Annotated in this window: 21 protein-coding genes; 4 read left to right on the top strand and 17 right to left on the bottom strand. The window is 61.3% G+C overall.

What is annotated here, in order from left to right; translation table 11 throughout:
* Positions 1-1,116: 1,116 nt before the first annotated feature.
* On the bottom strand, positions 1,117-2,769 hold the full coding sequence (locus DPM35_RS26190) for an MFS transporter (protein WP_112130100.1): 1,653 nt from the start codon (positions 2,767-2,769) through the stop codon (positions 1,117-1,119).
* A 390-nt stretch (positions 2,770-3,159) separates the two neighbouring features.
* On the opposite strand from DPM35_RS26190, the gene DPM35_RS26195 reads away from it, so the two are divergent.
* Together DPM35_RS26195 and DPM35_RS33340 are read left to right on the top strand one after the other, a co-directional pair.
* Entirely contained in the window at positions 3,160-3,621 is a 462-nt protein-coding gene (locus DPM35_RS26195; protein ID WP_112130101.1) for a Ros/MucR family transcriptional regulator, read from the top strand.
* A 354-nt stretch (positions 3,622-3,975) separates the two neighbouring features.
* Positions 3,976-4,215 carry a type IV toxin-antitoxin system AbiEi family antitoxin domain-containing protein gene (locus tag DPM35_RS33340; protein ID WP_112130102.1) on the top strand — a complete coding sequence of 80 codons (240 nt, stop codon included), beginning with the start codon at positions 3,976-3,978 and terminating at the stop codon, positions 4,213-4,215.
* Positions 4,216-5,522: 1,307 nt separating this feature from the next.
* On the opposite strand, the gene DPM35_RS26210 is transcribed toward DPM35_RS33340, so the two are convergent.
* Positions 5,523-5,735, bottom strand: coding sequence for a helix-turn-helix transcriptional regulator (locus DPM35_RS26210; RefSeq protein ID WP_112130104.1), 213 nt, complete (start codon positions 5,733-5,735; stop codon positions 5,523-5,525).
* Positions 5,736-5,856: 121 nt separating this feature from the next.
* Here DPM35_RS26210 and DPM35_RS26215 point away from each other — a divergent pair, with 121 nt between their 5' ends.
* Positions 5,857-6,123, top strand: a complete 267-nt coding sequence (locus tag DPM35_RS26215) for a DNA -binding domain-containing protein (protein WP_112130105.1) — start codon at positions 5,857-5,859, stop codon at positions 6,121-6,123.
* Positions 6,124-6,147: 24 nt separating this feature from the next.
* Here the strand turns inward: DPM35_RS26215 and DPM35_RS26220 are convergent, their stop codons facing one another.
* The 12 genes from DPM35_RS26220 to DPM35_RS26275 all read right to left on the bottom strand — a co-directional run bounded on the left by DPM35_RS26220 (position 6,148) and on the right by DPM35_RS26275 (position 17,252).
* Positions 6,148-6,663 carry a DUF2285 domain-containing protein gene (locus DPM35_RS26220; protein ID WP_112130106.1) on the bottom strand — a complete coding sequence of 172 codons (516 nt, stop codon included), beginning with the start codon at positions 6,661-6,663 and terminating at the stop codon, positions 6,148-6,150.
* A 37-nt stretch (positions 6,664-6,700) separates the two neighbouring features.
* Positions 6,701-6,952 (bottom strand): transcriptional regulator domain-containing protein, encoded by a 252-nt coding sequence (locus tag DPM35_RS26225; protein WP_112130107.1) that lies wholly within the window; start codon positions 6,950-6,952, stop codon positions 6,701-6,703.
* A complete protein-coding gene (locus DPM35_RS26230) occupies positions 6,952-7,620 on the bottom strand; it encodes an acyl-homoserine-lactone synthase (protein ID WP_112130108.1) in 669 nt (222 codons plus the stop codon). Before DPM35_RS26230 ends, DPM35_RS26225 begins: the two co-directional genes overlap by 1 nt.
* A gap of 87 nt (positions 7,621-7,707) precedes the next feature.
* Complete coding sequence (locus tag DPM35_RS26235) at positions 7,708-8,433, bottom strand: helix-turn-helix transcriptional regulator (protein WP_112130109.1); 726 nt, start codon at positions 8,431-8,433, stop codon at positions 7,708-7,710.
* Positions 8,434-8,739: 306 nt separating this feature from the next.
* On the bottom strand, positions 8,740-8,988 hold the full coding sequence (locus DPM35_RS26240) for a hypothetical protein (RefSeq protein WP_112130110.1): 249 nt from the start codon (positions 8,986-8,988) through the stop codon (positions 8,740-8,742).
* A 489-nt stretch (positions 8,989-9,477) separates the two neighbouring features.
* A complete protein-coding gene (locus DPM35_RS26245) occupies positions 9,478-11,007 on the bottom strand; it encodes an alkaline phosphatase family protein (RefSeq protein WP_112130111.1) in 1,530 nt (509 codons plus the stop codon).
* Positions 11,004-11,876 (bottom strand): ABC transporter permease, encoded by an 873-nt coding sequence (locus tag DPM35_RS26250; RefSeq protein ID WP_112130112.1) that lies wholly within the window; start codon positions 11,874-11,876, stop codon positions 11,004-11,006. The genes DPM35_RS26245 and DPM35_RS26250 overlap by 4 nt, the downstream gene beginning before the upstream one ends.
* Positions 11,870-12,814 carry an ABC transporter permease gene (locus tag DPM35_RS26255; RefSeq protein WP_181592147.1) on the bottom strand — a complete coding sequence of 315 codons (945 nt, stop codon included), beginning with the start codon at positions 12,812-12,814 and terminating at the stop codon, positions 11,870-11,872. The genes DPM35_RS26250 and DPM35_RS26255 overlap by 7 nt, the downstream gene beginning before the upstream one ends.
* Positions 12,814-13,812: an ABC transporter ATP-binding protein gene (locus DPM35_RS26260; protein ID WP_112130114.1), complete on the bottom strand. Its 999-nt coding sequence runs from the start codon at positions 13,810-13,812 to the stop codon at positions 12,814-12,816. Before DPM35_RS26260 ends, DPM35_RS26255 begins: the two co-directional genes overlap by 1 nt.
* A complete protein-coding gene (locus DPM35_RS26265) occupies positions 13,809-14,816 on the bottom strand; it encodes an ABC transporter ATP-binding protein (protein WP_112130115.1) in 1,008 nt (335 codons plus the stop codon). Before DPM35_RS26265 ends, DPM35_RS26260 begins: the two co-directional genes overlap by 4 nt.
* Positions 14,813-15,673, bottom strand: a complete 861-nt coding sequence (locus tag DPM35_RS26270; RefSeq protein WP_181592148.1) for a DeoR/GlpR family DNA-binding transcription regulator — start codon at positions 15,671-15,673, stop codon at positions 14,813-14,815. Before DPM35_RS26270 ends, DPM35_RS26265 begins: the two co-directional genes overlap by 4 nt.
* A gap of 4 nt (positions 15,674-15,677) precedes the next feature.
* Positions 15,678-17,252, bottom strand: coding sequence for an ABC transporter substrate-binding protein (locus DPM35_RS26275; RefSeq protein WP_112130117.1), 1,575 nt, complete (start codon positions 17,250-17,252; stop codon positions 15,678-15,680).
* A 243-nt stretch (positions 17,253-17,495) separates the two neighbouring features.
* Here DPM35_RS26275 and DPM35_RS26280 point away from each other — a divergent pair, with 243 nt between their 5' ends.
* Positions 17,496-18,293: a class I SAM-dependent methyltransferase gene (locus DPM35_RS26280; RefSeq protein ID WP_112130118.1), complete on the top strand. Its 798-nt coding sequence runs from the start codon at positions 17,496-17,498 to the stop codon at positions 18,291-18,293.
* A 237-nt stretch (positions 18,294-18,530) separates the two neighbouring features.
* Here DPM35_RS26280 and DPM35_RS26285 read toward each other — a convergent pair whose 3' ends face one another.
* From DPM35_RS26285 to DPM35_RS26295, 3 genes are read right to left on the bottom strand one after another with little or no spacing between them, the layout of a single operon-like run.
* Positions 18,531-19,130, bottom strand: coding sequence for a CDP-alcohol phosphatidyltransferase family protein (locus DPM35_RS26285; RefSeq protein WP_112130119.1), 600 nt, complete (start codon positions 19,128-19,130; stop codon positions 18,531-18,533).
* 10 nt (positions 19,131-19,140) lie between these two features.
* A complete protein-coding gene (locus DPM35_RS26290) occupies positions 19,141-19,938 on the bottom strand; it encodes a phosphocholine cytidylyltransferase family protein (RefSeq protein ID WP_112130120.1) in 798 nt (265 codons plus the stop codon).
* 23 nt (positions 19,939-19,961) lie between these two features.
* Entirely contained in the window at positions 19,962-21,146 is a 1,185-nt protein-coding gene (locus tag DPM35_RS26295; RefSeq protein ID WP_112130121.1) for an aminotransferase class I/II-fold pyridoxal phosphate-dependent enzyme, read from the bottom strand.
* Positions 21,147-21,158 lie beyond the last annotated feature (12 nt).

Genomic DNA, 21,158 nt, shown 5'->3' on the forward strand with positions numbered 1-21,158 from the left:
AAGTGAAGTTTCAGTTGTCCGGAAAGGAACAAACGCCACATTCCGAGAGGCAATGGGAGGGCTTTTGTTTACATTCGCGCGTCTTGCCGTCTGCCACGAGCCCAATGCGGACCGGATAGGAGGATCGCTTCGCTCGCTCGCGCGATACGGTCACGGCCCGGTTGTCGATAGCGCTATGAACCGCCCCGGCAATGTCAAATCGGGGATAGGCGGGCCGGGGAAACGAGAGAAGCTGTCCGTTCGACAAAGCGCATTCAGGCAGCTGGGTGCCGGCAGGCACTGTTCGAAGGCCCGGCCACCTTGAACGCGTTGCGCCATGGCGAGGTATATGTATGCCGGGCCAGACCACGGGACAGGCGATCGTCGGCACCTTCTGTGGCAAGCAAACCTCGGCGTGGGGTGAAACGCGCAGAAAATGGCTCTGCGAGTTCACGTCCGTGGAGCAGAGCCTCGGTTTCCAGATCGAAAATTGTCTCGCTTGCTTGGAGCTCGTGCCTGTTATGATCGACCGTGTTCCACGGGTTCAAGGGTGGTATCACCGTCAAGGGGAGTGCAACGAGCTGATGAGCTGTGTGGATCGTGGCTTACTGCCCCAAGCCCTCGCTTCCAGACGATACAAAGCACAGCCGCCGAGTACACGATCTGCATAAACAAAGTGCACAGTCCCGCTTGCACCAGGATAGCGGTGAAAGAGCCAGTTAGACAGAATGTGGCAATCGCGAAAACGGCCAAAGTCCCGATCATGCCGGTTAAAAGGCGAGCCGCGCGCATTGATCAATCCCCATCGCCCAGATGCAACGCGACCGCGCTCTCTAACCTGTTGGCCGCAAAGTCTGATCTCATTGTTCTAATGGAGAAGCGCGCGGTTCGAACAATGGATTGTTTCGATGCGAGCCATCGATGCGATGGATGACCGTCCTGCCAACTGGTGCGTCCGGGCGCGAGCCTGAACGCGCCCGCAACGCTGCGCGCGCCCACCTGCGAACAGGATGTTGACGACAGGCTACAGGGAAATTGTTACCAGCCGAGAGCGGTCCCAGGAGTTGGAGGGAATGCAAGGATGCAGGGACGCGGCTCGCCTCACCCCGCCTGTTGCGCTGGCTGCGTCTATCCCGGTCAGCGCCGCGAGATAAATGGCGGCCATTGATCCCGCTTCAGGGTCGGCCGGGCCGGCCGCTCGATCGAAAGCGTGGTGCGCGGTGGAAGGTCTCCAACGTGGAGTTCCAGCAGCCGCCGATCCAAGTCCTTGTCCGCCGCCGTAAGGCGATGGTTCAGCCGAAGATAGTCCATCCATGTCGGCGTGCGGAAGGTCTCTATCCAGTGCGACGGCTCCTGCAGATCGCGCTGGAGATTCCAGCGCCGGGCACCAACGCGGCTTTGCACTCTGCGTCGTTCCTGCATACCATCGAGGAAAGCATCGATGTCCGCCTCCGGTATCGAATACTCGATCTTGACGACGATCGGGCCGCTTCTCGGCTTCAGGTCCAAGGAAAGGTCTGGCGTTTCGAAGCCAATCGAGTCCTGGTCGGAATCCTTCCACTGGCGAATGGGCAACAGCAACCCGGCGCCGGCGACCAAGAGCAGGGCGCCGGCGGCGCTTTCCAGCGCCATCGTCAGCGAATAGCTCTCAGCCACTGTTCCCCAGAGCCAGCTGCCGGCCGCGATGCCGCCCGATGAAAGCGCCGAATAGATCGAGAGCGTGCGACCGACGACCCATCGCGGGCTCGACAACTGCACGCTCACGTCAAGCCCCGTCCAGGTGACGACCCAGCCCGCGCCGCCCAGCGCCAAGGCCACGCTCGCCACGGCCAGGGAAGGCGTAAGCGCCAGCGACAGACAACACGCCGCACATGCTATGGAGGCGAGCGTCGTCAGCCGCTCCTGAGAGAGGGAACGTCTCAGGGCGTTGTTGCCAATGCCGGCGCACAGGGCGCCAACGCCGAAGCCGGCCATCAGGATGCCGTAGGCGATCGGGCCTCCTCCCAGCTGGTCGCGGGCGACCAGAGGCATCAGCGCCAGCATCGCGATGCTCGTCAGGCCGAAAAGCGCTCCGCGCGCAATCGCAGCCTTGATCTCAGTCGAGAGGGCGGTGAAGCGCGCCCCGTCATGGATGGCGGTGGCCAATAGCTCGCGCGGCAGGGGCGAGGAGCGGACGCTCCATTTGCAGCGGGCGATGGTCCAAAGCATCATCAGGTATGTCAGCGTCGCAAGGGCGAACGCAGTCAGCGGTCCGAAAGAGGCGACGACGATGCCGCCGAACGCCGGACCGATGCTTCGCATGGCGTTGTAGCCGACCGAGATCAGCGTGACCGCGGCTGGGACCTCGCGTTTGCGCAGGATGTCGCCGACCGAGGCGTGCCAGGCAGGATCGGTGAAGGCGGCGCCGCATCCAGCCAGGCAGCTGAAGGCGAGAATCATCCAGGGATTGAAAAAACCGAGGCCCGCGACTGCGGTAAGCAGGATCGCGGACAACGCTATCACGCACCAGCCCAGTATCATCACAGTCCGGCGGCTGAAATTGTCGGCGACGGCGCCGGCGACGATCGACAGAACGAAGACTGGCAGCGTGGTGGAAGCCTGGACCAGGGCGACCATCACATCGGACGTCGAAATGGTCGCCATCAGCCAGCTGACGGCGACGGTCTGAATCAGCCAGCCCAGGCTGGACACCTGTGCGCCAACCCAGATCGCACGAAAGGTCGCATTCCCGAGCGGCGCGAAAGTCGCCGACGAAACTGGATTCGACTCTGCGCAAGCCGCCCCGCTCATTGGCCGAGCCTTTCTCTTGTATAGATCCGGGAAGGTTTTCTCGGTCGCGACCGTACTCATGGAGAAGTGGCAGCATCAGGGCATTTTGGTCTCTGCCACAAGTAATTTTCGGCGGCTCGTAAGGGGCGAAACTCAAGTCCTCTTTCGGGAAAATGACTATTCATCAGTGAGTTGAAGCGCCCTTGGCCCCCGCCCGTGAGATCGTTTCCAGAAGCTTGAACGAGTGCAGAACCACTCTTCCTACCGACGCGCCATTCATGTGCGTTGCAGCGTGCCGCACTTAGGAAGATGACGCTGACGAAGACTGCCGGGAATTTTATTGCTTTCTGCCGCCGCCTTCACTAATGAGGCGAAACTTCGCCGAAGAATTTATCAAATCAGGAGCATCCCGTGGCAGAAGAAGCCGAGAACAAAACTGACGCCCTCATTGAGCTTACTGCTGACGTCGTGTCGGCCTATGTCTCGAACAATCCGGTCCCGCTGAGCGAGCTTGCGGCGCTGATCGGCCAAGTGCATGTCGCGCTGAAGGCTACGCTGGGAGCAGCCCCTGAAACGGCGGAGCCCCTCACGCCCGCGGTTCCCATCAAGAAGTCCGTCACGCCCGACTACATCATCAGCCTCGAGGACGGAAAGAAGTTCAAGTCGCTGAAGCGGCATCTTGCTACCCATTACGGTCTGACGCCCGACGAATACCGCGCCAAGTGGGGCCTGCCGGCAGATTATCCAATGGTCGCCCCCAACTATGCCGCAACCCGATCCGCCTTGGCCAAGTCGTTGGGGCTTGGCAGAAAGCCTGCTCCGGCTGAACAAGCCGCACCTGCGAAGAAGGCACGCAAAAAAGCCGCGGCCTGAGAATTCGTTCTGGCGCGCAGTTGAAGGGCGGGAGGATCCTGCCTTTCGCTGCCGCGCGGCGTGCAGCAATTTGCGCAGGCTTTCGTTTACTCCAACTCCCGCGTCATTCCCTCCGCGTCACCCCAAAAAGCGCCTGCCTCGCGGTCCAGTCTGACGGGAGCGCAAGGCATGCCCAGCGCACGTTGCCAAGCCGACGCGGGACGCCGCTCAGCAGAATAGGACTTCTTTGAATGCACTCGAAAATGTTCGATTTTAATTGACATATCCCGGCAGCGCTGAAGTAGCCTTTCGCATCTCGGAGAGCCCCTACGAGCGGACGGACCTTAATTTTGTCCCTGGGTTTGACCAATCAGAATGTCATCGCCGGAGCGTGCGGTTCTGGAAGCTATGGCGAACGTTCCGAACACCGTTAGCTTTCACGCAAATCCCCTTCGAGGCCTTGGTGAGCCTGCGGCCGCGGCTCTTGCCGCAATTGCTCGTAAATGCCGCGGTGTGAAGGTGAAGCACCTGTTCTTCGTCTATGTCGACAAGCATGGGCATCCTTGGCGCAAGCACGTCAATGCAGCCGAGTTGAATTGTCGGCCGCGGAGATAAGAGCCTCCTGGCCGACGGCCAGCTTCATCCGACTTATCGCAGAACCGTGCCGGCTGACCTCTTATCCCAAGAGGCGTCCGATGCACGAATCCTACAGGCGGGAAGTGGAACTTCTGGTGTTTTCGGGCCAAGGGCATTCATGTCCTCTTCTGGCAACCTGGCGAAAAGTCTTTAGCTTCGGTTGGGCATTTTTGGTCCGCTTGTCACAATGCTCGCAGTCATCGGCAGCTAGAATGGCAGTCGAGAGGTTGGACGACCGGCAATGAGTTTCGTGCAGCTCGGCGCGACAGAGAGCCGGGCGGTAACGTCCATGCGCTGATGTCGTACAAGTGATCAACAAGAAAACAGTTCTCCAGAGGAAACATACTGACTTGGCGATCGGGAGGGTTCGGCGGACTGAACGAGGACGAGGGCAAATGGTGCGGCCTGGAGAACACTCCGTGATTGAACGCATGCAGAAATGGCGGGCAGGTCCTGGAATATTGCCGCCGCCGCGACGTTTTCGCGGTGGCAAATTCGATCTTCGAGGGCCGCCAGGCGAACTGCCCAGCAGATGAGAGCCTGCTCGAAGCGTGAGCTGTTCGGGTCGCAATTGCATGACTGCCGTTGCGGGCGGGAGCACGGTTCAGCATTGTTGCTGGGGGCTATTCAGATATCCTGCCCCTACTCTCAACCTGTCTGAGCGGTGTCTCGCGTTCAGGGGCGGACATGGGCACTGAGGAACTGCTTCCATATACATTGCAGACAGAAACCAGTCGCCTCACAAATCTCCAGCCATTCTGCGTGCACACACATCAGCAGAGGTGGACGAAGAAGAGCGGACGTCCGGCGGACTCCTGGCCGGCGCCGACGCATACTCTTGGGGCGGAGGTTACATGAAAGCGTCGGTCGCCGGCACTAGGCGAAGTGCGTCAGCAATGACGCGCGGCAAGGCTCCGGAGGAGCCTGCACGACCATCCCCCATTATGGTAAAGAAGCTGTTAGCATCGCCTTTTTTCTCGCACGTGACCGGATACGTCACTGTCCTGGGGCGCATCGCAAAGGCGTCAAATGTGGATCCGTGCGACCTAATCAGGCCGTCCTCCTGATCCGCAGATCGCATTCTGCAGGCGAGTAGTCAGCAACTTGCACGCTAGCGTAGCCTACAGCGATGCCGCCAGCCCGCAAGGGCTGCCCGCGCCAGGGGCGGAGCCGAACGGCGCGAGACCCATCTGAGGTTCCCCGAAGAAAAGCGAGCTCGGTTAACAAGCCCCCGCCGGAGCGCCTTCAGGCGCGCAGGCGCCCAGCAATTTCCGCGCAGAGTCCGATTATTTGTCCGGACGAACCAGATCCATGTGGCTGACGCCAAGCGCCAATGCCAGTTCGTAGATGGTGACGATCGTCGGATTGCGGCGGCCCTTCTCCAGCCCGCTGATATACTGCTGACTAAAGCCGGAAATTTCGGCGAGCCGTTCCTGCGTCAGACCTTTCTTCAGCCTGATCCTTATCACATTCCGACCCACCAACTGACGCATGTCCATGCATCAGAAGTCAGCGGATCAGGCTCCTTGAGTTTATCAACTATAATATGTATTCCACACCAAGCGTCTCAATCCGATCGGGGACGGGTTTGCTAGACCGCTCTTGGAGATAGGATCAGCGATGTTGCAGCCTGAATCGAACGTGCCGATAGCGGATGAAGCGCCATGGTCTGACAGCCTCACGGCTTACGACAAGGACCACTTCACCATCTATATGCGCTTCCTCGATGCCGCCGCCGATGACGCCAGCTACGAGGAGATGGCCGATCTGATCCTCGGCATCGATCCGGAGCGCGAACCAGAACGCGCCCGCAATGCGGCCCGCAGCCATCTCGACCGGGCGAACTGGATGGTGACAACGGGCTACAGGGAGCTGTTCACCGGCTGACGCATTTGCACGGTGCGAGACACATCAGGCAAGAAAGTCGAGATAGCCGCCATTCATGAGCACCCGAGCCCGTGTCACGGCACGTCGGGTGCGATCGCGGAGATGGTCGCGAGGATCTGTCCAGTCGGCCCGGACACGCGTGTGACCAATCAGCACTTCGGCGATGTCCCGGTACGAGGCGCCCGCAACTGAGCCGTCAAGGGCCCGCAGAACAAAGCGCAGGCGACGACCGCGTGTGTCTGGCGCAAACAGTCTTTTCGGCCAGTGTTGCCGTGTAATGACACTGTGGAGGCATTCGAGCGCCCAGAGGCGTTGCCGCAACTCACCGGCCGGCCAGATCGCATCCGTGCTCAGCCGAACGGGGTCGACGATACTCAACCCCGAAACGGCGAGCTGAAGCTGCCGGCCGGCGCTGTGCAGGAGGAGATGCTGGCCGCCGTCAACCAGCCTGAGGACAATCGCACGGTAGGGCAGACTAGCCGGTTCGAACGCCGGCATCGCCGGCGAGGAGGACACCGGTTCGGCGACGACCGGCAACACCTGAGAGCATCGGCTCGGACACCAGAACGTAGCTGCGTCACGGTGCGTTGAGGAGGCGAAACAAAAGCCCCCAGCGCGACAGGTCGGCGGAGGAGGCAATCACGTCGAGCGACGGCCGCTGATCGACAAACCTGGCCTGTTCCAATGCGTGGGACAGATCATGCCGGAAGGCCGAATTGCGCCGCAGGAATTCCCAGGCCCACCCGCGCCGCGTCAGCTCAAGGGTGTAGTCATAGGACCGCTCATCGCGCCAGTCCGGCCGATCGGCTTCAGGTTCCGGCAGGCTCATCAGGCATCTCCGCCCGCAGCACGAAGCGAAGCCATCGTGCGACCTCGTGGATTGACGGGTGCCCACAGCACCGGACCGGCAAGACCGCCATTGCGGCGAACGGCATCGAGGCGCTCGTTTGAGACCTCGAGGTAGCCGGCCACTGCCCGGGTGGGGCCGATCGCGCGCGGCTCGCCGAGCCGCTCGAGCGGCCAATCGGCCCGGCGCAGGATGCGCTCCATGCGCAGGTCGGTGACGGTGACGATGCAGCTCAGACCTCGCCATAGCCCGAACTCGATCATGCCTGCGAAGAGCGCGTAGGTGCCGGCAGCGATGCCGCCTGCCCCCTTGGCGGCCGACGGCGACAGGTCGAGCGCGAAACGACTGCTTTCCCAGATTCTTGGATCCTGCGGCGCCGGCTGCCCGTCCAGCAGGGCCGGAAAGACATCGCCAAGCATGGTCGGCCCGGTCGAGGCAAGCAGGCGGATGCAGCCGTCGACGCTGCCAGTTGAGCCGCGCAGCAAAAGATAGTGGGGTTTCAGCGCGTCGAAGCGATCGATCTCGTAGCCGCCGCTGGTGCTGACGTCCCAGTCCAGCCGCTCCTTGAAGACACGATGGCGCAGACGGTGCATTTCGTGGAGCTCGTCGGCGAAGTCGCCGTACCATTCGGGAGCAATGAGCTGCAGCATGATTATCGGCCTCCAGGCGGGATTGACCCTGCCATTGGAGGCCGAGCGTCAGGCCGAAGCAGCCTGTACAGCGGTACAGGTGCCTGGTCAGCCGAGACCCGTTCTGGCGGCTGAGAATTGCGCCACGGCCTGCACGCGGGTGCGCAGCCCAAGCTTCTTCCTGGCGTTCTCCAGGTGAAAGGCGGCGGTGCGGCGCCTGATGCCAATAATGCAGGCGATGTCGCGTGCGGATTTGCCCTGCGCCGCCCATTCCAGGCATTCATATTCGCGCGGCGTCAGTTGCACGCCGTTGACCACCCGGTCGGCCGAGAGCTTGCGGCGGACGCAGATATGAAAGCAGGTCGCCATGAAGCGAAATGCCTCTTGGTAGCGCTCGGTCACCCGCAGGAGGGCCGGATTGAGCTCGTCTGCGGCAAAGCTCATGGCAGCGACGTTGCCCCGCTTGTCGAGGATCGGGATCGTCAAACCGCAGCGGATGCCGAACACGGCCGCCTCGTCGAAGAGCTTGTGCTCGAAATCCGATAGCCCGGTTCGGCTGTAGTGAAGTCCCCACAGAAACGGGCATTGGCTGCCTTGCGCCCGCGCGATCACCGGATCGATGGCGTGATAATGGTTGCTCAGGTAATGAGCGGTCCAGCGCGGCGGATAGTTCGAGATCAGCCTTGGCTTTCCCGGCGCTCGTGGCGGCAGGCACAGATAGGCGAATTGGACGAGATCGAATGCCGCGGCCGCACGCGCCATCGCGTCGCGGAAATCGGTCTCATCGACGCTTTCCGACAGCTGCTCCAGGAAGGTCTCGAAGACAAATTGCATGCCTAGTCGTCCCCAGACCCTTCCGCCGCGCGGCATTCTCCGAAGTCGGCGGGCAGCTTGCCAAGGTGGATGGCCAAGTTCGCCGGCACAGAGCGTTACGCGATCGCCAGTGCGCCACCTTCGGGCTGGCATTCCAACGATCGGAGAATGGCGATTGAAGTCTCTTCAGCATCCAATTCGAACTGACAGGCGATGACACCGGATCCGCGGCACGCGCCATTCAACAAGTCGTGCAGCCGCGACAGATTTTCAGCCGTTTCGCCATCCGGCTGATAGCGCTTGCGCCACGCGACATTTGGCCGACGCTCAAGCCGAGGCTTCGCCAAGCATCTTGAGCATGGCCAGCCGGATCCTGACGAGCTTGCGCACCGGCGCGTGATAATTTTGAGGAGCAGCGTCCACCACAAACACCAAGGTCATCAGATCCAGCAAGAATTGATGGATCGCGTCGGCAGTCATGACCGACTCGAACTGATGCAGCATCGAGCGCGCCTCGTTGACCGATTCAGCGCCGGGCGCATCGATCAACGCTTCGAGCCTTTCGAAAATCTCCAATTCGGCGAATCCTCCATTGCATCAATTGCCGTACGGCAGATTGCTATTGGCGTTACGCGAAAAATACCGCGCCAAGAGACGGCTACGCCACGACCCACGGGGGACCAGTCCGGAAACAGACCTCACCCCCTCGATGGAAGACACAAAAACTTGCTCGCAAGCCATCGAAAAATCCGTTTGCTCGCGGAACAAGCGGTGGCCTGCCACTGCGTCCGCATCGCGGTGACAACTCAAAGCCAGCTTCCCTCATACGCCCTGGCCTGCCTCAGGCCTCCGCCTCACCGAGCCCGGCGATAGCGCCTCAGTCCGGGCGACGAGGAGGACGTCTGCGTCTGTGCGAGTCACTATGGCCACATGGATTTTTCCCGCGAACTCCTGCATCCGGATGTTTTCTCGGCGACCATCTGCGATCAGGCTCGTTGCCTTTGGAAAAGCTTGTCCTCAACAACGACCTCCCCGGCATCTGTACGCTTCTAACGATGGCATAGATCACGTTGTTGGCGTTGCCGACAAAGAGGCGATGCTCGCGGACAAGGCATCACGGATATCGGCGGATTCAAGATAAACTGCTCCACCGACCCTCACACGCTGAAGGCGCTGCAGGTATTCGCCGGTGCCCGTTTCATAGACCGTCTTGATCGTCGGCGGCCCATCCCCAGGGTTCTGGATAAAAACTTCGGCGAGAACCCGGCCGGTCATCGTCGAGGGTCGCGAGATGCCAAGCAGATCGAGCACTGTCGGCGCGAAGTCGCAAACACCTGAGGGCACGTGTGAGACGACCCCGCTCTTGATCCGTGGACCAGCCAGGATGGCGACCGATGCCATCTCCTTGGCATGCAGCCCCCCGTGCACACCAAAGCCGATAGGGGAATCCGCGCTCCAACTGCGGCCTAAGAGACCAAAGCGATCGAGACCGTCATCCGCCCGGAACGAGAACAGGATGTCCGCCGAACGGGCATGATCGGCGAAGACCAGGTGGCGTGCGAAGCTTCCCGGAGCCACCCCCTCCGACTCGCTTCGGCCAGTGGTAAAAACCGGGCCGCACCAAGGCCGTTCGGTCATCGCCGCGACTGCGCGGCGGATAATCGGCTCAGATGGCTCGGCCAGGTATATCGCTCCGACCTGCCCCGGCATCACGGTTGCGTCGATACCTCGCGCTGGCGCTTGGCCGCAACGCAGCCCGGTCGCCTCAAGCGTTTCGAGCAGATCGGCTCGTGCATGAACTGTGACATGACCATGATCGGAGGCGGCAATCAAGTGCACGTTCTGGGAAACACCCTCGGCCTCCCACCAATCGAACACCCGGCCGAATTGGCTATCGATGAAGCGAATTGCTTCCAGTGTCTGCGGCGCACCAGTTCCGGAATAGTGGGAGGAAATGTCGGGCTCGCCAAAGGACAGGATCGCGACATCGGGCCGGATCTGCGGCCAGATCACCTCGAGGAATGCGGAGGTCAAGAAGGCTTGAGCCGCGAGATCGGCGGTGCCCTGGGGCGCCGGCGCCGGCGTGGGTCCTAGCAGAGCTTCGACCCGCTGGAGCATCTCGTACGAAGTTGCGACACGGGGAAAGTGACCCGACAGCGTCAGTTGGCCGAGCGTCCGAGCCTTGTGATTCAGCATGCGGGTCGCCCCGGCGGAGTTCGAGGCCAGGACCGAGTATGTCCTACTGTTTGCCGCGAGTATCTCACCGAGACAGGGCACGCCGAGGAAATGGCCGCCGCTTGCAGTGTCGAGTTCCTCGATAAGGCGGTCGTCGCTGGTATCGACATAGCGCGGCATCCCGGACAGCCGATCAAGATACTTGTTGCCGACGATGCCGTGACGATCCGGCGTCGTGCCGGTGACGAGGCTAGTCAAGGCAATCCGCGTCTCGCTTGGATAGACCGTGCGATGTCGCGACAGTGTCGCGCCACGGCGCTTGAGCCTTTCCAAGTTCGGGGTCAGCCATGGGCTGATGAGATCGGGCCGAAGCCCGTCAAACAGCACGATGAGAACGTGAGTCGGCATGAAGCGGCTCATTGGAGTGCCTTGTCCATTCGGTCGCGCAGACAATCGCCAATTAGGCAAACCGACATTGTGCTTAAGGCGATGACAAGCGATGGTGCGATGAGGATCCATGGCGCGCGGGTCAGATAGTCGCGGCCGTAGCCGACCATGTTGCCGAGCGAGGTCTGCGGCGGTTGCACGCCAAGTCCGAGGAAACTCAGCCCGCATTCCAACAGGATCACCTCGGGAAAGGCGAGCGTCAGGGTGACGATTAGGCTGGAGGCAATGTTGGGTAGGACATGGCGAATATAAAGCCGCCAGGGTTCCGCACCGAGCTGGCGCGCGGCAATGGCGTAGCCTTGCGCCCCGGCACTAATGGCCAGTACGCGGGTGATGCGGGCATAGCGCTCCCAGCCATGTAGTCCGAGAAGGGCGATGAACAGGGCAAGCGAGTTGCCAAAGAAGGCCAGGACGGCGAGTGCCAGAATGAGGAAAGGCATGCTGGCCTGGAAGTCGACGAATGCGAGCACGATCTGCTCGGCCCAGCGGCGGAAATGGGCAGCGAGAAGGCCGAGCGCTATCCCGAGTACGGCGCCGAGACAGGTGGCCTCGAAGGCGATCAGCAGGCTCATGCGGATCGACGCGATGAGACGCGAGAGTACGTCCCGGCCTAGTTCGTCTGTCCCTAACGGATGCAGGACCGTGCCACCCAATCCAGCGGGCGGGGACAACCGATGGTGCAGGTCCAGCGCAGCATAGTCGTAGGGGGCCAATACGTCTGCCAGCAGCGCGATGGCGAGCATTAACGCGAGCCAGACTACCGCCGCGACGACCAGCGGCGGGATCGCGGTCCGCGCCGCCGACCTCGGCGGCGCAGCGCCTTCATGTGAGGCATTCAGCATCTGCCGGCTCCCGCGCAGAGCGGTGCTGTGCGGATGCGTGGGTCGAGCACACCGTAAAGCAGATCGACGGTGACATTGGCACCAATCATGACAGCGGCGATGAGAAGCAGGATGCACTGCACCACGGCGAGATCGCGACTGACCACTGAGACGACGAGCAATCGGCCGAGGCCCGGCCACGAGAACACATTCTCGACCAAGACCGCACCGGCGATTAGGTTTCCGACCATGAAGCCTACAATGGTGAGCGTGGGGATTGCCGCATTGGGCAATGCGTGAGACACGATCACCCTTCGCCAGGGCAGACCCCTGGCGCTGCCGGCTCGGATATAAGGCTGGCCGAGCACTTCGAGCATGGCGCCGCGGGCGAAGCGGGCCAGCACCGCGGCGCCGCCAACGCCCAGGGTGACGATCGGTAGGATGCAATGGCCCAGTCCCCCGATGCCGCCCGACGGCAGCCATCCGAGTCTGATCGAAAACACCAGAACCAGTAAAAGCCCGAAAACGAAGGAGGGAACAGTGAAGCCCGCGATCGCTGCGACCATCACTGCCCGATCGGTTCGACTGTTGCGTTGAAGGGCCGCATAGACGCCTGCCGGAATCCCGACTGCTAGACTAAAGAGCAGCGCCGGCACGGTGAGTTCCAGCGTCGCGGGGATGCGCTCGGCGACGACGACAACGGCTTCGCGCCCGTCGCGCATCGACTGGCCGAGATCGCCGTGCAGGATAGCCAGCAGATATCGCGCGTACTGAATCCACAGCGGCGCATCCAGGCCCCAGGCCTTGCGGAAGGCGGCGATGGCCTCGGGTGGCGCATCGACAGACATAATCTCCAAGGCCGGATCGCCCGACACACGCAGCACGATGAAGGCGAAGGTCACAACCAGCGCGATGGTGATGAGCGCGCGCAACAGGCGCACGGCGAAAAAGCGCAGCATCAGGCAAGCCTCCTGATGGCCGGGCCCCCGGTGGTGCCATGGACCGCGTGGCAGGCGACGCTACGACTCTCTTTGACGGGTTCAAGCGCCGGCAATTGCAGCTTGCATGCCGATCCTGCGATGGGGCAGCGCGGGTGGAAAGCACAGCCTTTCGGCCGGTTCATGGGATTTGGCGGATCGCCTGGGAGCAGAATCCGTTCGGTCCGGCGTCTTCTCGGGTGCGGAATCGCCGAGACGAGCGCCTGCGTATAGGGGTGCAACGGCGCGCCGAAGACCTCATCGGGTGGTCCCTCCTCGACGATGCGGCCGAGATACATTACCGCTACGCGATGGCTGACCTGCCGGACGGCCCGGAGATCGTGACTTATGAACAGCATCGCAGTGCCGAGTTCTGCCTGCAGGTCGGCCAGGAGGTTAATGATCTGAGCCTGGATCGACACGTCGAGGGCCGACATAGGCTCGTCGCAGACGATTAGGTCGGGCCGTGGCGCCAGTGCCCGGGCTAGCACGGCACGTTGGCGCTGCCCGCCCGAGAGTTCGTGCGGATACCGAGTCGCATGATCGGTGCCGAGGCCAACGGCCGAGAGCAGTGCAGCCACACGCTCTGCTCGCTCGGACGGCGAACCGAAACGGTGGATGTCGAGCGGCTCGCGGATCTGTTCGCGGATGGTCAAGTGCCGGTCGAGCGCGGCCAGCGGATCCTGGAACACCATCTGCATGCGCGCGCGGGAGGATCGCCAGCCCGGCTCGTGGGGCATCGGCAACACCGTGCCGTCGAAAGAGATTGCGCCGGCGTCCGCGGGCTCGAGGCCGATCAGGAGACGTCCAGTGGTCGATTTCCCGCAGCCGGATTCGCCGACCAGGGCAAGGGTTTCGCCGCGACGGATCGTCAGGGAGACGTCGTCGACCGCATGGACGGTGGATTTTCGGCCGAAGAAGCCATGGCGCACGCCATAGCGACGAACCAGCCGTTCCGCCTTGAGGAGTGGGACGGTCATGCGAGTACGACCTCCTTGTGTTCGGGCGCGCGGGCGTGTGCAAAGGACGAATGAAAGCATGCCGCCCGACGCCCAGGATGTTCCGCATCGACGGAAGCCAGTGCCGGTTCGGCGGCATCGCAGGCCGAGGTGTGACGTCTACAGCGGGGCCCAAAGGGACAACCTGGCGGCAGGCGGACGAGATCGGGGACCGAGCCCGGAATGGCGGTCACGCGACGTCTCGGGCCATCGACGTTAGGCAAAGCCGCGAGCAGAGCCGCAGTATAAGGATGGATCGGCCGCTCCAGCAGATCGTCTACCGGAGCCTCCTCGACGACGCGGCCGGCATACATGACCGCGACGCGCGAACAGGTTTCGGCGATAATGCCAAGATCGTGCGAGATGATCACGAGTCCCATGCCTGTCTCGGTCCGAACCTCGCGGAGCAGATCGAGAATCTGGGCCTGTATGGTGACGTCCAATGCGGTGGTCGGCTCGTCGGCGACGAGCAAGTCGGGTTCGCCGGCAAGGGCCGCAGCGATCATCACGCGCTGATTCTGGCCCCCCGACAGCTCGTGCGGGTACGCGTCGAGCCGCCGTCCCGCATCGGATATGCCGACCGCATCGAACAAGCGCCTCGCCTCGGCTCGCGCCGCACGGCGGTCCATGCCACGGTGGAGCCTCAGCACTTCCGAGACCTGATCGCCGACCTTGTGTACTGGATTGAGTGAGCTCGCCGGATCCTGGAAGATCATAGCGATGCGCGCCCCGCGCACCCGGTCCAGGAATGGCGCGGGCATATGCAGAATATCCTCGCCTTGGAGCCGAACTCTTCCGGCGACCCGGGCCTTTCGCCCCAGCAGCCCAAGAGCGGCAAGCCATGTCACCGATTTGCCGGATCCGCTTTCACCGACGATGCCAACCGCTTCACCGCGCGCGACCATGAGATTCACGCCGCGCAAAACCGAAATGCCGCCGATCGAGACGCAGAGATCCGTCAATTCCAGGAACGGGCGTGTACTCATAGCGCCTGTCCGGACTGCGATCGCGTCGAACTGTTGTGACCGGTCGGGAGCAGAACCCTTACCCCTGCCTCCTCCAGCGCGATTGCCATATCAGGAGGTGCGGCCCTATCCGTAGCGAGAACTGCGACCCGGCTGAGCGGCAGCACCACATAGGCGTCCGATCGGTTGAACTTGGTGGCATCCGCCACGACGACGAGGCACCGCGCCCGCTCTGTGAGCTTTGCACCGATTGCGGCATGCCATTCGGACGGGCCGAGGAAGCCATGCACAGCATCAACGCTGCTCGCGCCGCAGACCGCAAGATCGAATACCTGGTGGTCCAGCGCGTTAAGTATGTCGGGGCCAATCAGCGTTCGGGTGGTCGGCTTGAGCACGCCCCCGAGCAGCGTCACCTTAAAGCGGACCTCCACGGCAAGTCGTGTGGCGATGTCGATCATGTTGGTCGTGACCGACAACGCCGGGCCTTGCCCTGCGAGCGCGTCGGCGAGCAGCAGCATGGTGGAGCTGCCGCCAAGGAAGATGTTCATTCCTTCCTGAAAAAGCGGCAGCGCGGCCTCGGCTGCCGCCATTTTCGCAGAGCGGTCGAGCTCGAGCCGCTCGGCAACCGGACGGCGAGCAGTGAGGTCGACCGGCGCCATGGGCGCCACGCCGCCGTGAACTCGGCGGAGCAGTCCGGCCTGATCGAGCGCGCGGATATCTCTGCGGATACTCTCCTGCGAAACACCAAAGCGCTCTGCGAGGTCCCCGACAGCGATGATGTCGCCGTTGGAGATGAGCGTCAGGATCTGCTGCTGTCGCGCCGCCCCAAGTCTGGCACTGCCACGCGGCTGCGGCGCGTCGCGCTCTTGGTCCACCATGACCTCAGCTCCGCGCGAAAGCTTGATTTGATGGCCCGAAATTGAGATCCAGCATCTGCCCGGGAATCCACGGCACGTCACGGCGCTTGCCGTAGAATTGACCCGAGGCATGCAGCACCACACACGGCGGATCGTCCCGGTCGATGATCGTCAGCATGCGGCGAATGATCTTTCGGCGCTCTTCGACATCGACTACGTCCTGCAATCTGGCGCCGAGATGGAAATACTCCTCATTTGACCAGATTCCGACCTGCTTCGGCAGGGTCCCGTTCGGCCCGAATTCACGCCAAGCATGACCGAGGTGGTCGAGGAAGATCGCTGTCGATGAACTGTCGTAGATCGCGTTGACGGGCTTGCGCTGGATTTGTGAGAAGTTCTCCATCATCTGGATCTCGACATTGAGGCCCGCCGTCCGCCACATCTCGACCATCGCCTGCGCGCCGGAGACTTGGTTTGTGTAGTAGTTGTTGAGCAAACGGTATGTGATTGGTTCGCCTTTGTAGCCGGCATCCTTGATGAGTTGGCGCGCCAAGTCGGGATCGTAAGCAAGCGCCGGGAAGTCCTCGATATAACCCGAGCCGAAGCTCGATAACTGGAAGCCGTTCGGTACCGGTACTCGGTTCTCCCACAGGGCTTCGACGAAGAGCTTCCGATCGATCGCGACGCTGAGCGCGCGGCGGAGCCGGGGGTCTTTGAATATCGGGGCGGTTTGGTCGATAGCGAGGTACCGAACGTTTTGGACCGCACCGCCGGCGATCTCGAGTTCAGGCCGCGCGGCGATGTCTCCGAACTGATCGGGCGGCACATCGGTTATGATGTCAAGCTCACCGGCGAGCAGGCCGTTCACGCGTGCGGCAAGCTCAGGGATGATACGGTACTCGATGGCACCGAAGGGAGGTTTGCCTCCCCAATAAGCATCGTGCGGAGCGAGAACGATATTGACGTCCAGGTTCTGACTGACGAGCCGGTAGGGCCCGGTGCCGACCGGCGCAGCGCTCCACTTGTCCCAGGAGCCGGCGGCCTCGAACGCGCGCTTGCCGACAATCTCCGAAGCCCAGGCCGCCAGGCGTTGCTCGAGAAGGGCATCGTTGCCTTTGGCGCGGATCACTATGGTGTAAGGATCAACGACTTCAACACGCTCGACGCGATCAAGTGTCTGCATGGCGATCGACCTGCCGGAGCGGCCCGGTCCTAGAAGATGATCGGGGCTGAAGGAGAAGGCGACATCGTGCGCCGTGAACGGACTGCCGTCATGAAAGGTTACCCCCTTACGCAACGAGAGGCGGAGCGCCCCACCGTCGAGCCGTTCCCAGCGCTCTGCAAGGGCTGGTTTGAGCGCCATGCCCTTGCCGTGGTCGAAGGCGATCAGGGTGTCGAAAATCTGTGGTACGACCCGCCGCGTAGCAGTGTGGTTGAAGAGCGCCGGCTCGACCGCCGGCGGAAAGCCCGACATGCCAATCGTGAGCCGAGGGTGCGTCCCAGCCTGGGCAGCCCAAGCCCTCGACGCCATCGCAGCAAGCAATCCGCTCGCCAAGGCGCCAGCGATTGTCTGCCGTCTTGTCATTTGAAGCTCAGCCATCTCACTCCTCCAGTGGTTTGAAGGGAGACTTAGGTGGCGGACATGAAGCTAATGTGACTTTTTGTTGCGGTTTTGTGAATTTTTGACTGCTTTTGACCACCCTTGTCCGGTGCGACTGGCGCTTCCGCGTTGCCTTCGCTAAGGCTGAAGCCGATCCAGGACGTCCCGGCCGCTTCTTCGGGTATAGGTTGCCATGCAAAATGCATTCGTTTTGAATGCGACTGCCATAATCAGGAGAACGCGATGACTGTCCCCATCAAACAGGCGGCAGAGCAGGAAAGATTTGGCGATTTTACGCACGTGTCACAGAATTATAGATACAGGCCTTATTACTCCTATCCTGTATTCGAATACATAGCCTCTCGCATCCGGTTCGCTGCGTTGCCTCTCGTGGCGGCGGACATCGGCGCTGGAAGTGGCAAGCTGGTCGAGATGCTTGCTCGCATGGGCTTTTCCGGCTTTGCCGTCGAGCCGAACCGGGAAATGCTTAAACACGGTCGGGAAGAGTGTTCATATCTTCGGGGTTTTTCGTGGCTGGAGGCGACGGCTGAAAAAACAGGACTCGATGATCGATCAGTCAGCTGGGTCTGCATGGGTTCCATGTTTCACTGGACGATCAGCGACGCCGCACTGGCTGAGTGCCATCGAATTCTTCGCCCAGGAGGATTTCTTTCGGTCGTCTATGACCTGACGGATATACGATGTGACCCGTTCCAGACAAAGGTGGAAAACCTGATACGGAAAAGGGCACCTGGCGTTAAGCGGGCACGCGAGCCTATCGAAGCGATTATGCCGGAACTTGAGACAATCCTGAGCGAAGCGCCAGGCTTCAAAGAATGCGTTTTTGTCGAGGCTGCGCATGTCGAGCTGATGGACGTAGAGCGGTATATGCGGGTTTGGGATACCGCCCATGATCTCCGAGGGCAGCTATCAATGTCTGAATGGAATGGCTTGAAAGCTTCCATAGTAGACCTAGCGAGGAGGATGGACGAAATTCCGGCAAGATACCGAACCAGCGCCTGGACGGTTCAACGTGTCTAGGCTGTCGTTTTCGATCGGCGAACGAAGGCAACGGCTCCAACACGTTATCTGACGCCAGCCGCAGGCAGCTGATCATTCAGAACCAGCTTTTCACGCGGTCGGCTCCGAACGATCCGCAGTTGAAGGCGTTGCGGCACCTTTCCCAGGTCCGACCTTAGCTGGCAATCGGTCGACCCGTTTTGCGAAGCGGAAACGTTCATTTTTGGGCTCCTTCGTACAGCATCGGATCTACTCAAATCAACAATAACCAAGCAGAACTGCTGACGCGCCAAGGCTAAAAAGCACAATCATGGTATACATCACCTGATTTGGAGCAGGGATCCGGATCGGAGCGACATGCAATGCGCCAAGGATCGAAAAACTGATGTTGGTGGTCGTGGCGAGATTGTCCCCGAGCTGACCTCTTCCAAGCAACAACACCGCCAGAAGCGGGACGTCGTATGACAATGGAATTCCCAAGAATTTTCCGTCCTTGGAAAGGCCGAAATTATTGAAATAGCTGAGGCGAATTACACCTCCCAATAGCAATACGGCGCTAACGATAGCCGACATTAAAGAGGCCTTGCTAATCTGGCTGATACAGATCGCGGGAAAGACTGAACCGTAAATTATATCGGCAAATCCATCCAAGGACTTGCCCATCTTCGCCATTTCCGGAGGACGACTTCTTAGACGCGCGGCAACTATGCCGTCGAGGTGGTCGGCCAACATGGCCCACAGAGCAACACCAACTGCCGGCGGTGTGTATCCGGACAAAGCCAAGTGTATTGCTATAGCTGAAAAAGCCACCCCCAGGGCAGTGATCGCGTTCGCGGGATCAACAAGATAGCGCAACATGGGCTGGCTCCTATTCCGCCGTGACGACAGACGCGGGCCTAGACGCGGTCGGACCGAAGATACTTTCGGCGATACACAAATCTTCCGTGCTGTCGATTTCGTATAACTTCAGATCGTCGCAACGCGCGGCCGCTAGTTGAAGGCCACCGGTGCCGATCAAGTGGCCAAAGAGCTCTTCGGTGTATGCGTTTGTTGCGCCGGAGCCGATTAGATCGTCGAGCGCCGGGATGATGATCGTCCGAAGTTCAGAGCCAGAGAACCGGATGAGGTTCATGGTCTTGAAGAGGACTGGACCGCCTGACACGAGGTTTGCCCCGGTCTGTTTCAAGAGGACCTCGGCTATGAGACCGCTGGGCGACAAAATGACCGCGGAGCCCTCCATGGAAGCGGTGAACGGCGCGACGGCCGCGACATTTGCAGCGGCTACCTCTATCAGACAGCGAAGCGTGTCCTCCTCGAAGAAGACGTCGCCTTCGAGAAGATAGCAGTCTCCGCAGCGGAGTGCGTCACGGGCGAGCCATAGCGAATAGGCACTGCCGGTGCGGTCGAAAACGGTTGACTCGACATACGTGATCTCGACGCCGTAGAGGCGGCTGCCGCATGCGTATTGAATAGCATCCTTGCGGTAGCCGACGACTATCGTGACTTCTTCCACGCCGATTGCTGCGAGGTTTCGCAGCGCATTGTGGAGGATCGATGTTCCGTTGACCTCGATCAGGGGCTTCGGCCGCAGATCGGTCAGCGGGCGCAGGCGTGAGCCCATGCCGGCGGCGAGAATGACGGCTTTCTTGGGCGCGGCGACAGGCATGTCGATCCCCTTTCTTCGTGGTGTCATTTCCAGCTGTTAAGGACATCAACCAGCCGGGTTAGCCCGGTTTCGAGTTTTTCGGGAGGAGTTCCATAGGACAGGCGCAGACCGAGAGGGTCGCCGAAGGCAGTGCCCGATACGGCTGCGACGCCGGCGTCGGCAAGGAGCGAGGTCACAACGTCATCGGCGGTCGCCGGGCCATTCTTGAACGCCGGTCCCAACCCGGAAAGATCGAGATAGAAATATATGCCGCCCTGCGCCCGAGGCGCGGGGATCCGCCTCAGTGAGGAGAGGATGCTGAGACCGAGCTGTCTGGAACTTGCCAGCTGCAAGCCCAGCTTTTTCTCATGGCGACCGTCTCCCCGCTCAAGGTGAGCCAGCACCGCATGTTGGGCAATCACATTGGGATTTGAGGTGGTATGGGACTGCAAGGCCCTGACGGCATCAACAACTTCCTTTGGAGCCGCCAGATAGCCGATCCGCCAGCCCGTCAGGGCCAGCGACTTGCTGAATCCGTTGACGATGATTGTTCGAGACCTGACTTCGGGCACAGCCGAGACGATCGGGTAATGGGCGTGCTGGCCGTAGACGAAGTTGGCATAGCATTCATCGAAAATAACCCACAGGTCGCGGTTGATCGCCAGCCGGGCGATCGCCGTCAGCGCATCAAAATCGTAGACCGCACCCGACGGGTTGGCGGGCGTATTGACGACGATCGCGCGGGTCTTTTCGGTCAATGCCGCAGCGATGTCCTGGATGCGCGGGACGTACGCGTTGGAACGCGTATCGACGAAAACCGGCTTGCCGCCTGCAATTACGACCTGGGCCGAGAACGTCGTCCAGTAGGGTGCCGGGATAATCACCTCATCACCTGGATTCAGCAGCACCATGGTCGCATTGAAGAGCGCTTGCTTGGCGCCTGTCGTTGCCGCGATCTCGTCGGCTTTCCAGGTTTGGCCCGTATCGAAGGAGACCTTGCGCGCCAGCGCCTCGCGCAATTCCATCATGCCGAGCGTATCGGTGTAACGATTGACGCCGTTGTTGATAGCATTGATCGCGCCTTCGCGAATGGTCGGGGCGAGCTCGCTCCAGATCTCGCCAGCGGTCAGATCGATCACCTCCTGGTGGCTGTGGGCTGCCTGTCTTGCGGCGGCCCGCGCCGCGGCGGTTCGAGATGAACCGAACGAGCTTGTGCGTCGAGCAAGCATCGGCGCCTCCTT

This window comes from Mesorhizobium atlanticum, from assembly GCF_003289965.1.
Lineage (GTDB): Bacteria > Pseudomonadota > Alphaproteobacteria > Rhizobiales > Rhizobiaceae > Mesorhizobium > Mesorhizobium atlanticum.

Excerpts from the sequence above, each read along its gene's own strand:
- DPM35_RS26190 (WP_112130100.1), bottom strand. The coding sequence starts at position 2,769 with ATGAGCGGGGCGGCTTGCGCAGAGTCGAATCCAGTTTCGTCGGCGACT.
- DPM35_RS33340 (WP_112130102.1), top strand. The coding sequence starts at position 3,976 with ATGTCATCGCCGGAGCGTGCGGTTCTGGAAGCTATGGCGAACGTTCCG.
- DPM35_RS26210 (WP_112130104.1), bottom strand. The coding sequence starts at position 5,735 with ATGGACATGCGTCAGTTGGTGGGTCGGAATGTGATAAGGATCAGGCTG.
- DPM35_RS26215 (WP_112130105.1), top strand. The coding sequence starts at position 5,857 with ATGTTGCAGCCTGAATCGAACGTGCCGATAGCGGATGAAGCGCCATGG.
- DPM35_RS26225 (WP_112130107.1), bottom strand. The coding sequence starts at position 6,952 with ATGAGCCTGCCGGAACCTGAAGCCGATCGGCCGGACTGGCGCGATGAG.
- DPM35_RS26230 (WP_112130108.1), bottom strand. The coding sequence starts at position 7,620 with ATGCTGCAGCTCATTGCTCCCGAATGGTACGGCGACTTCGCCGACGAG.
- DPM35_RS26235 (WP_112130109.1), bottom strand. The coding sequence starts at position 8,433 with ATGCAATTTGTCTTCGAGACCTTCCTGGAGCAGCTGTCGGAAAGCGTC.
- DPM35_RS26245 (WP_112130111.1), bottom strand. The coding sequence starts at position 11,007 with ATGAGCCGCTTCATGCCGACTCACGTTCTCATCGTGCTGTTTGACGGG.
- DPM35_RS26250 (WP_112130112.1), bottom strand. The coding sequence starts at position 11,876 with ATGCTGAATGCCTCACATGAAGGCGCTGCGCCGCCGAGGTCGGCGGCG.
- DPM35_RS26255 (WP_181592147.1), bottom strand. The coding sequence starts at position 12,814 with ATGCTGCGCTTTTTCGCCGTGCGCCTGTTGCGCGCGCTCATCACCATC.
- DPM35_RS26260 (WP_112130114.1), bottom strand. The coding sequence starts at position 13,812 with ATGACCGTCCCACTCCTCAAGGCGGAACGGCTGGTTCGTCGCTATGGC.
- DPM35_RS26265 (WP_112130115.1), bottom strand. The coding sequence starts at position 14,816 with ATGAGTACACGCCCGTTCCTGGAATTGACGGATCTCTGCGTCTCGATC.
- DPM35_RS26270 (WP_181592148.1), bottom strand. The coding sequence starts at position 15,673 with ATGGTGGACCAAGAGCGCGACGCGCCGCAGCCGCGTGGCAGTGCCAGA.
- DPM35_RS26275 (WP_112130117.1), bottom strand. The coding sequence starts at position 17,252 with ATGGCTGAGCTTCAAATGACAAGACGGCAGACAATCGCTGGCGCCTTG.
- DPM35_RS26280 (WP_112130118.1), top strand. The coding sequence starts at position 17,496 with ATGACTGTCCCCATCAAACAGGCGGCAGAGCAGGAAAGATTTGGCGAT.
- DPM35_RS26285 (WP_112130119.1), bottom strand. The coding sequence starts at position 19,130 with ATGTTGCGCTATCTTGTTGATCCCGCGAACGCGATCACTGCCCTGGGG.
- DPM35_RS26290 (WP_112130120.1), bottom strand. The coding sequence starts at position 19,938 with ATGCCTGTCGCCGCGCCCAAGAAAGCCGTCATTCTCGCCGCCGGCATG.
- DPM35_RS26295 (WP_112130121.1), bottom strand. The coding sequence starts at position 21,146 with ATGCTTGCTCGACGCACAAGCTCGTTCGGTTCATCTCGAACCGCCGCG.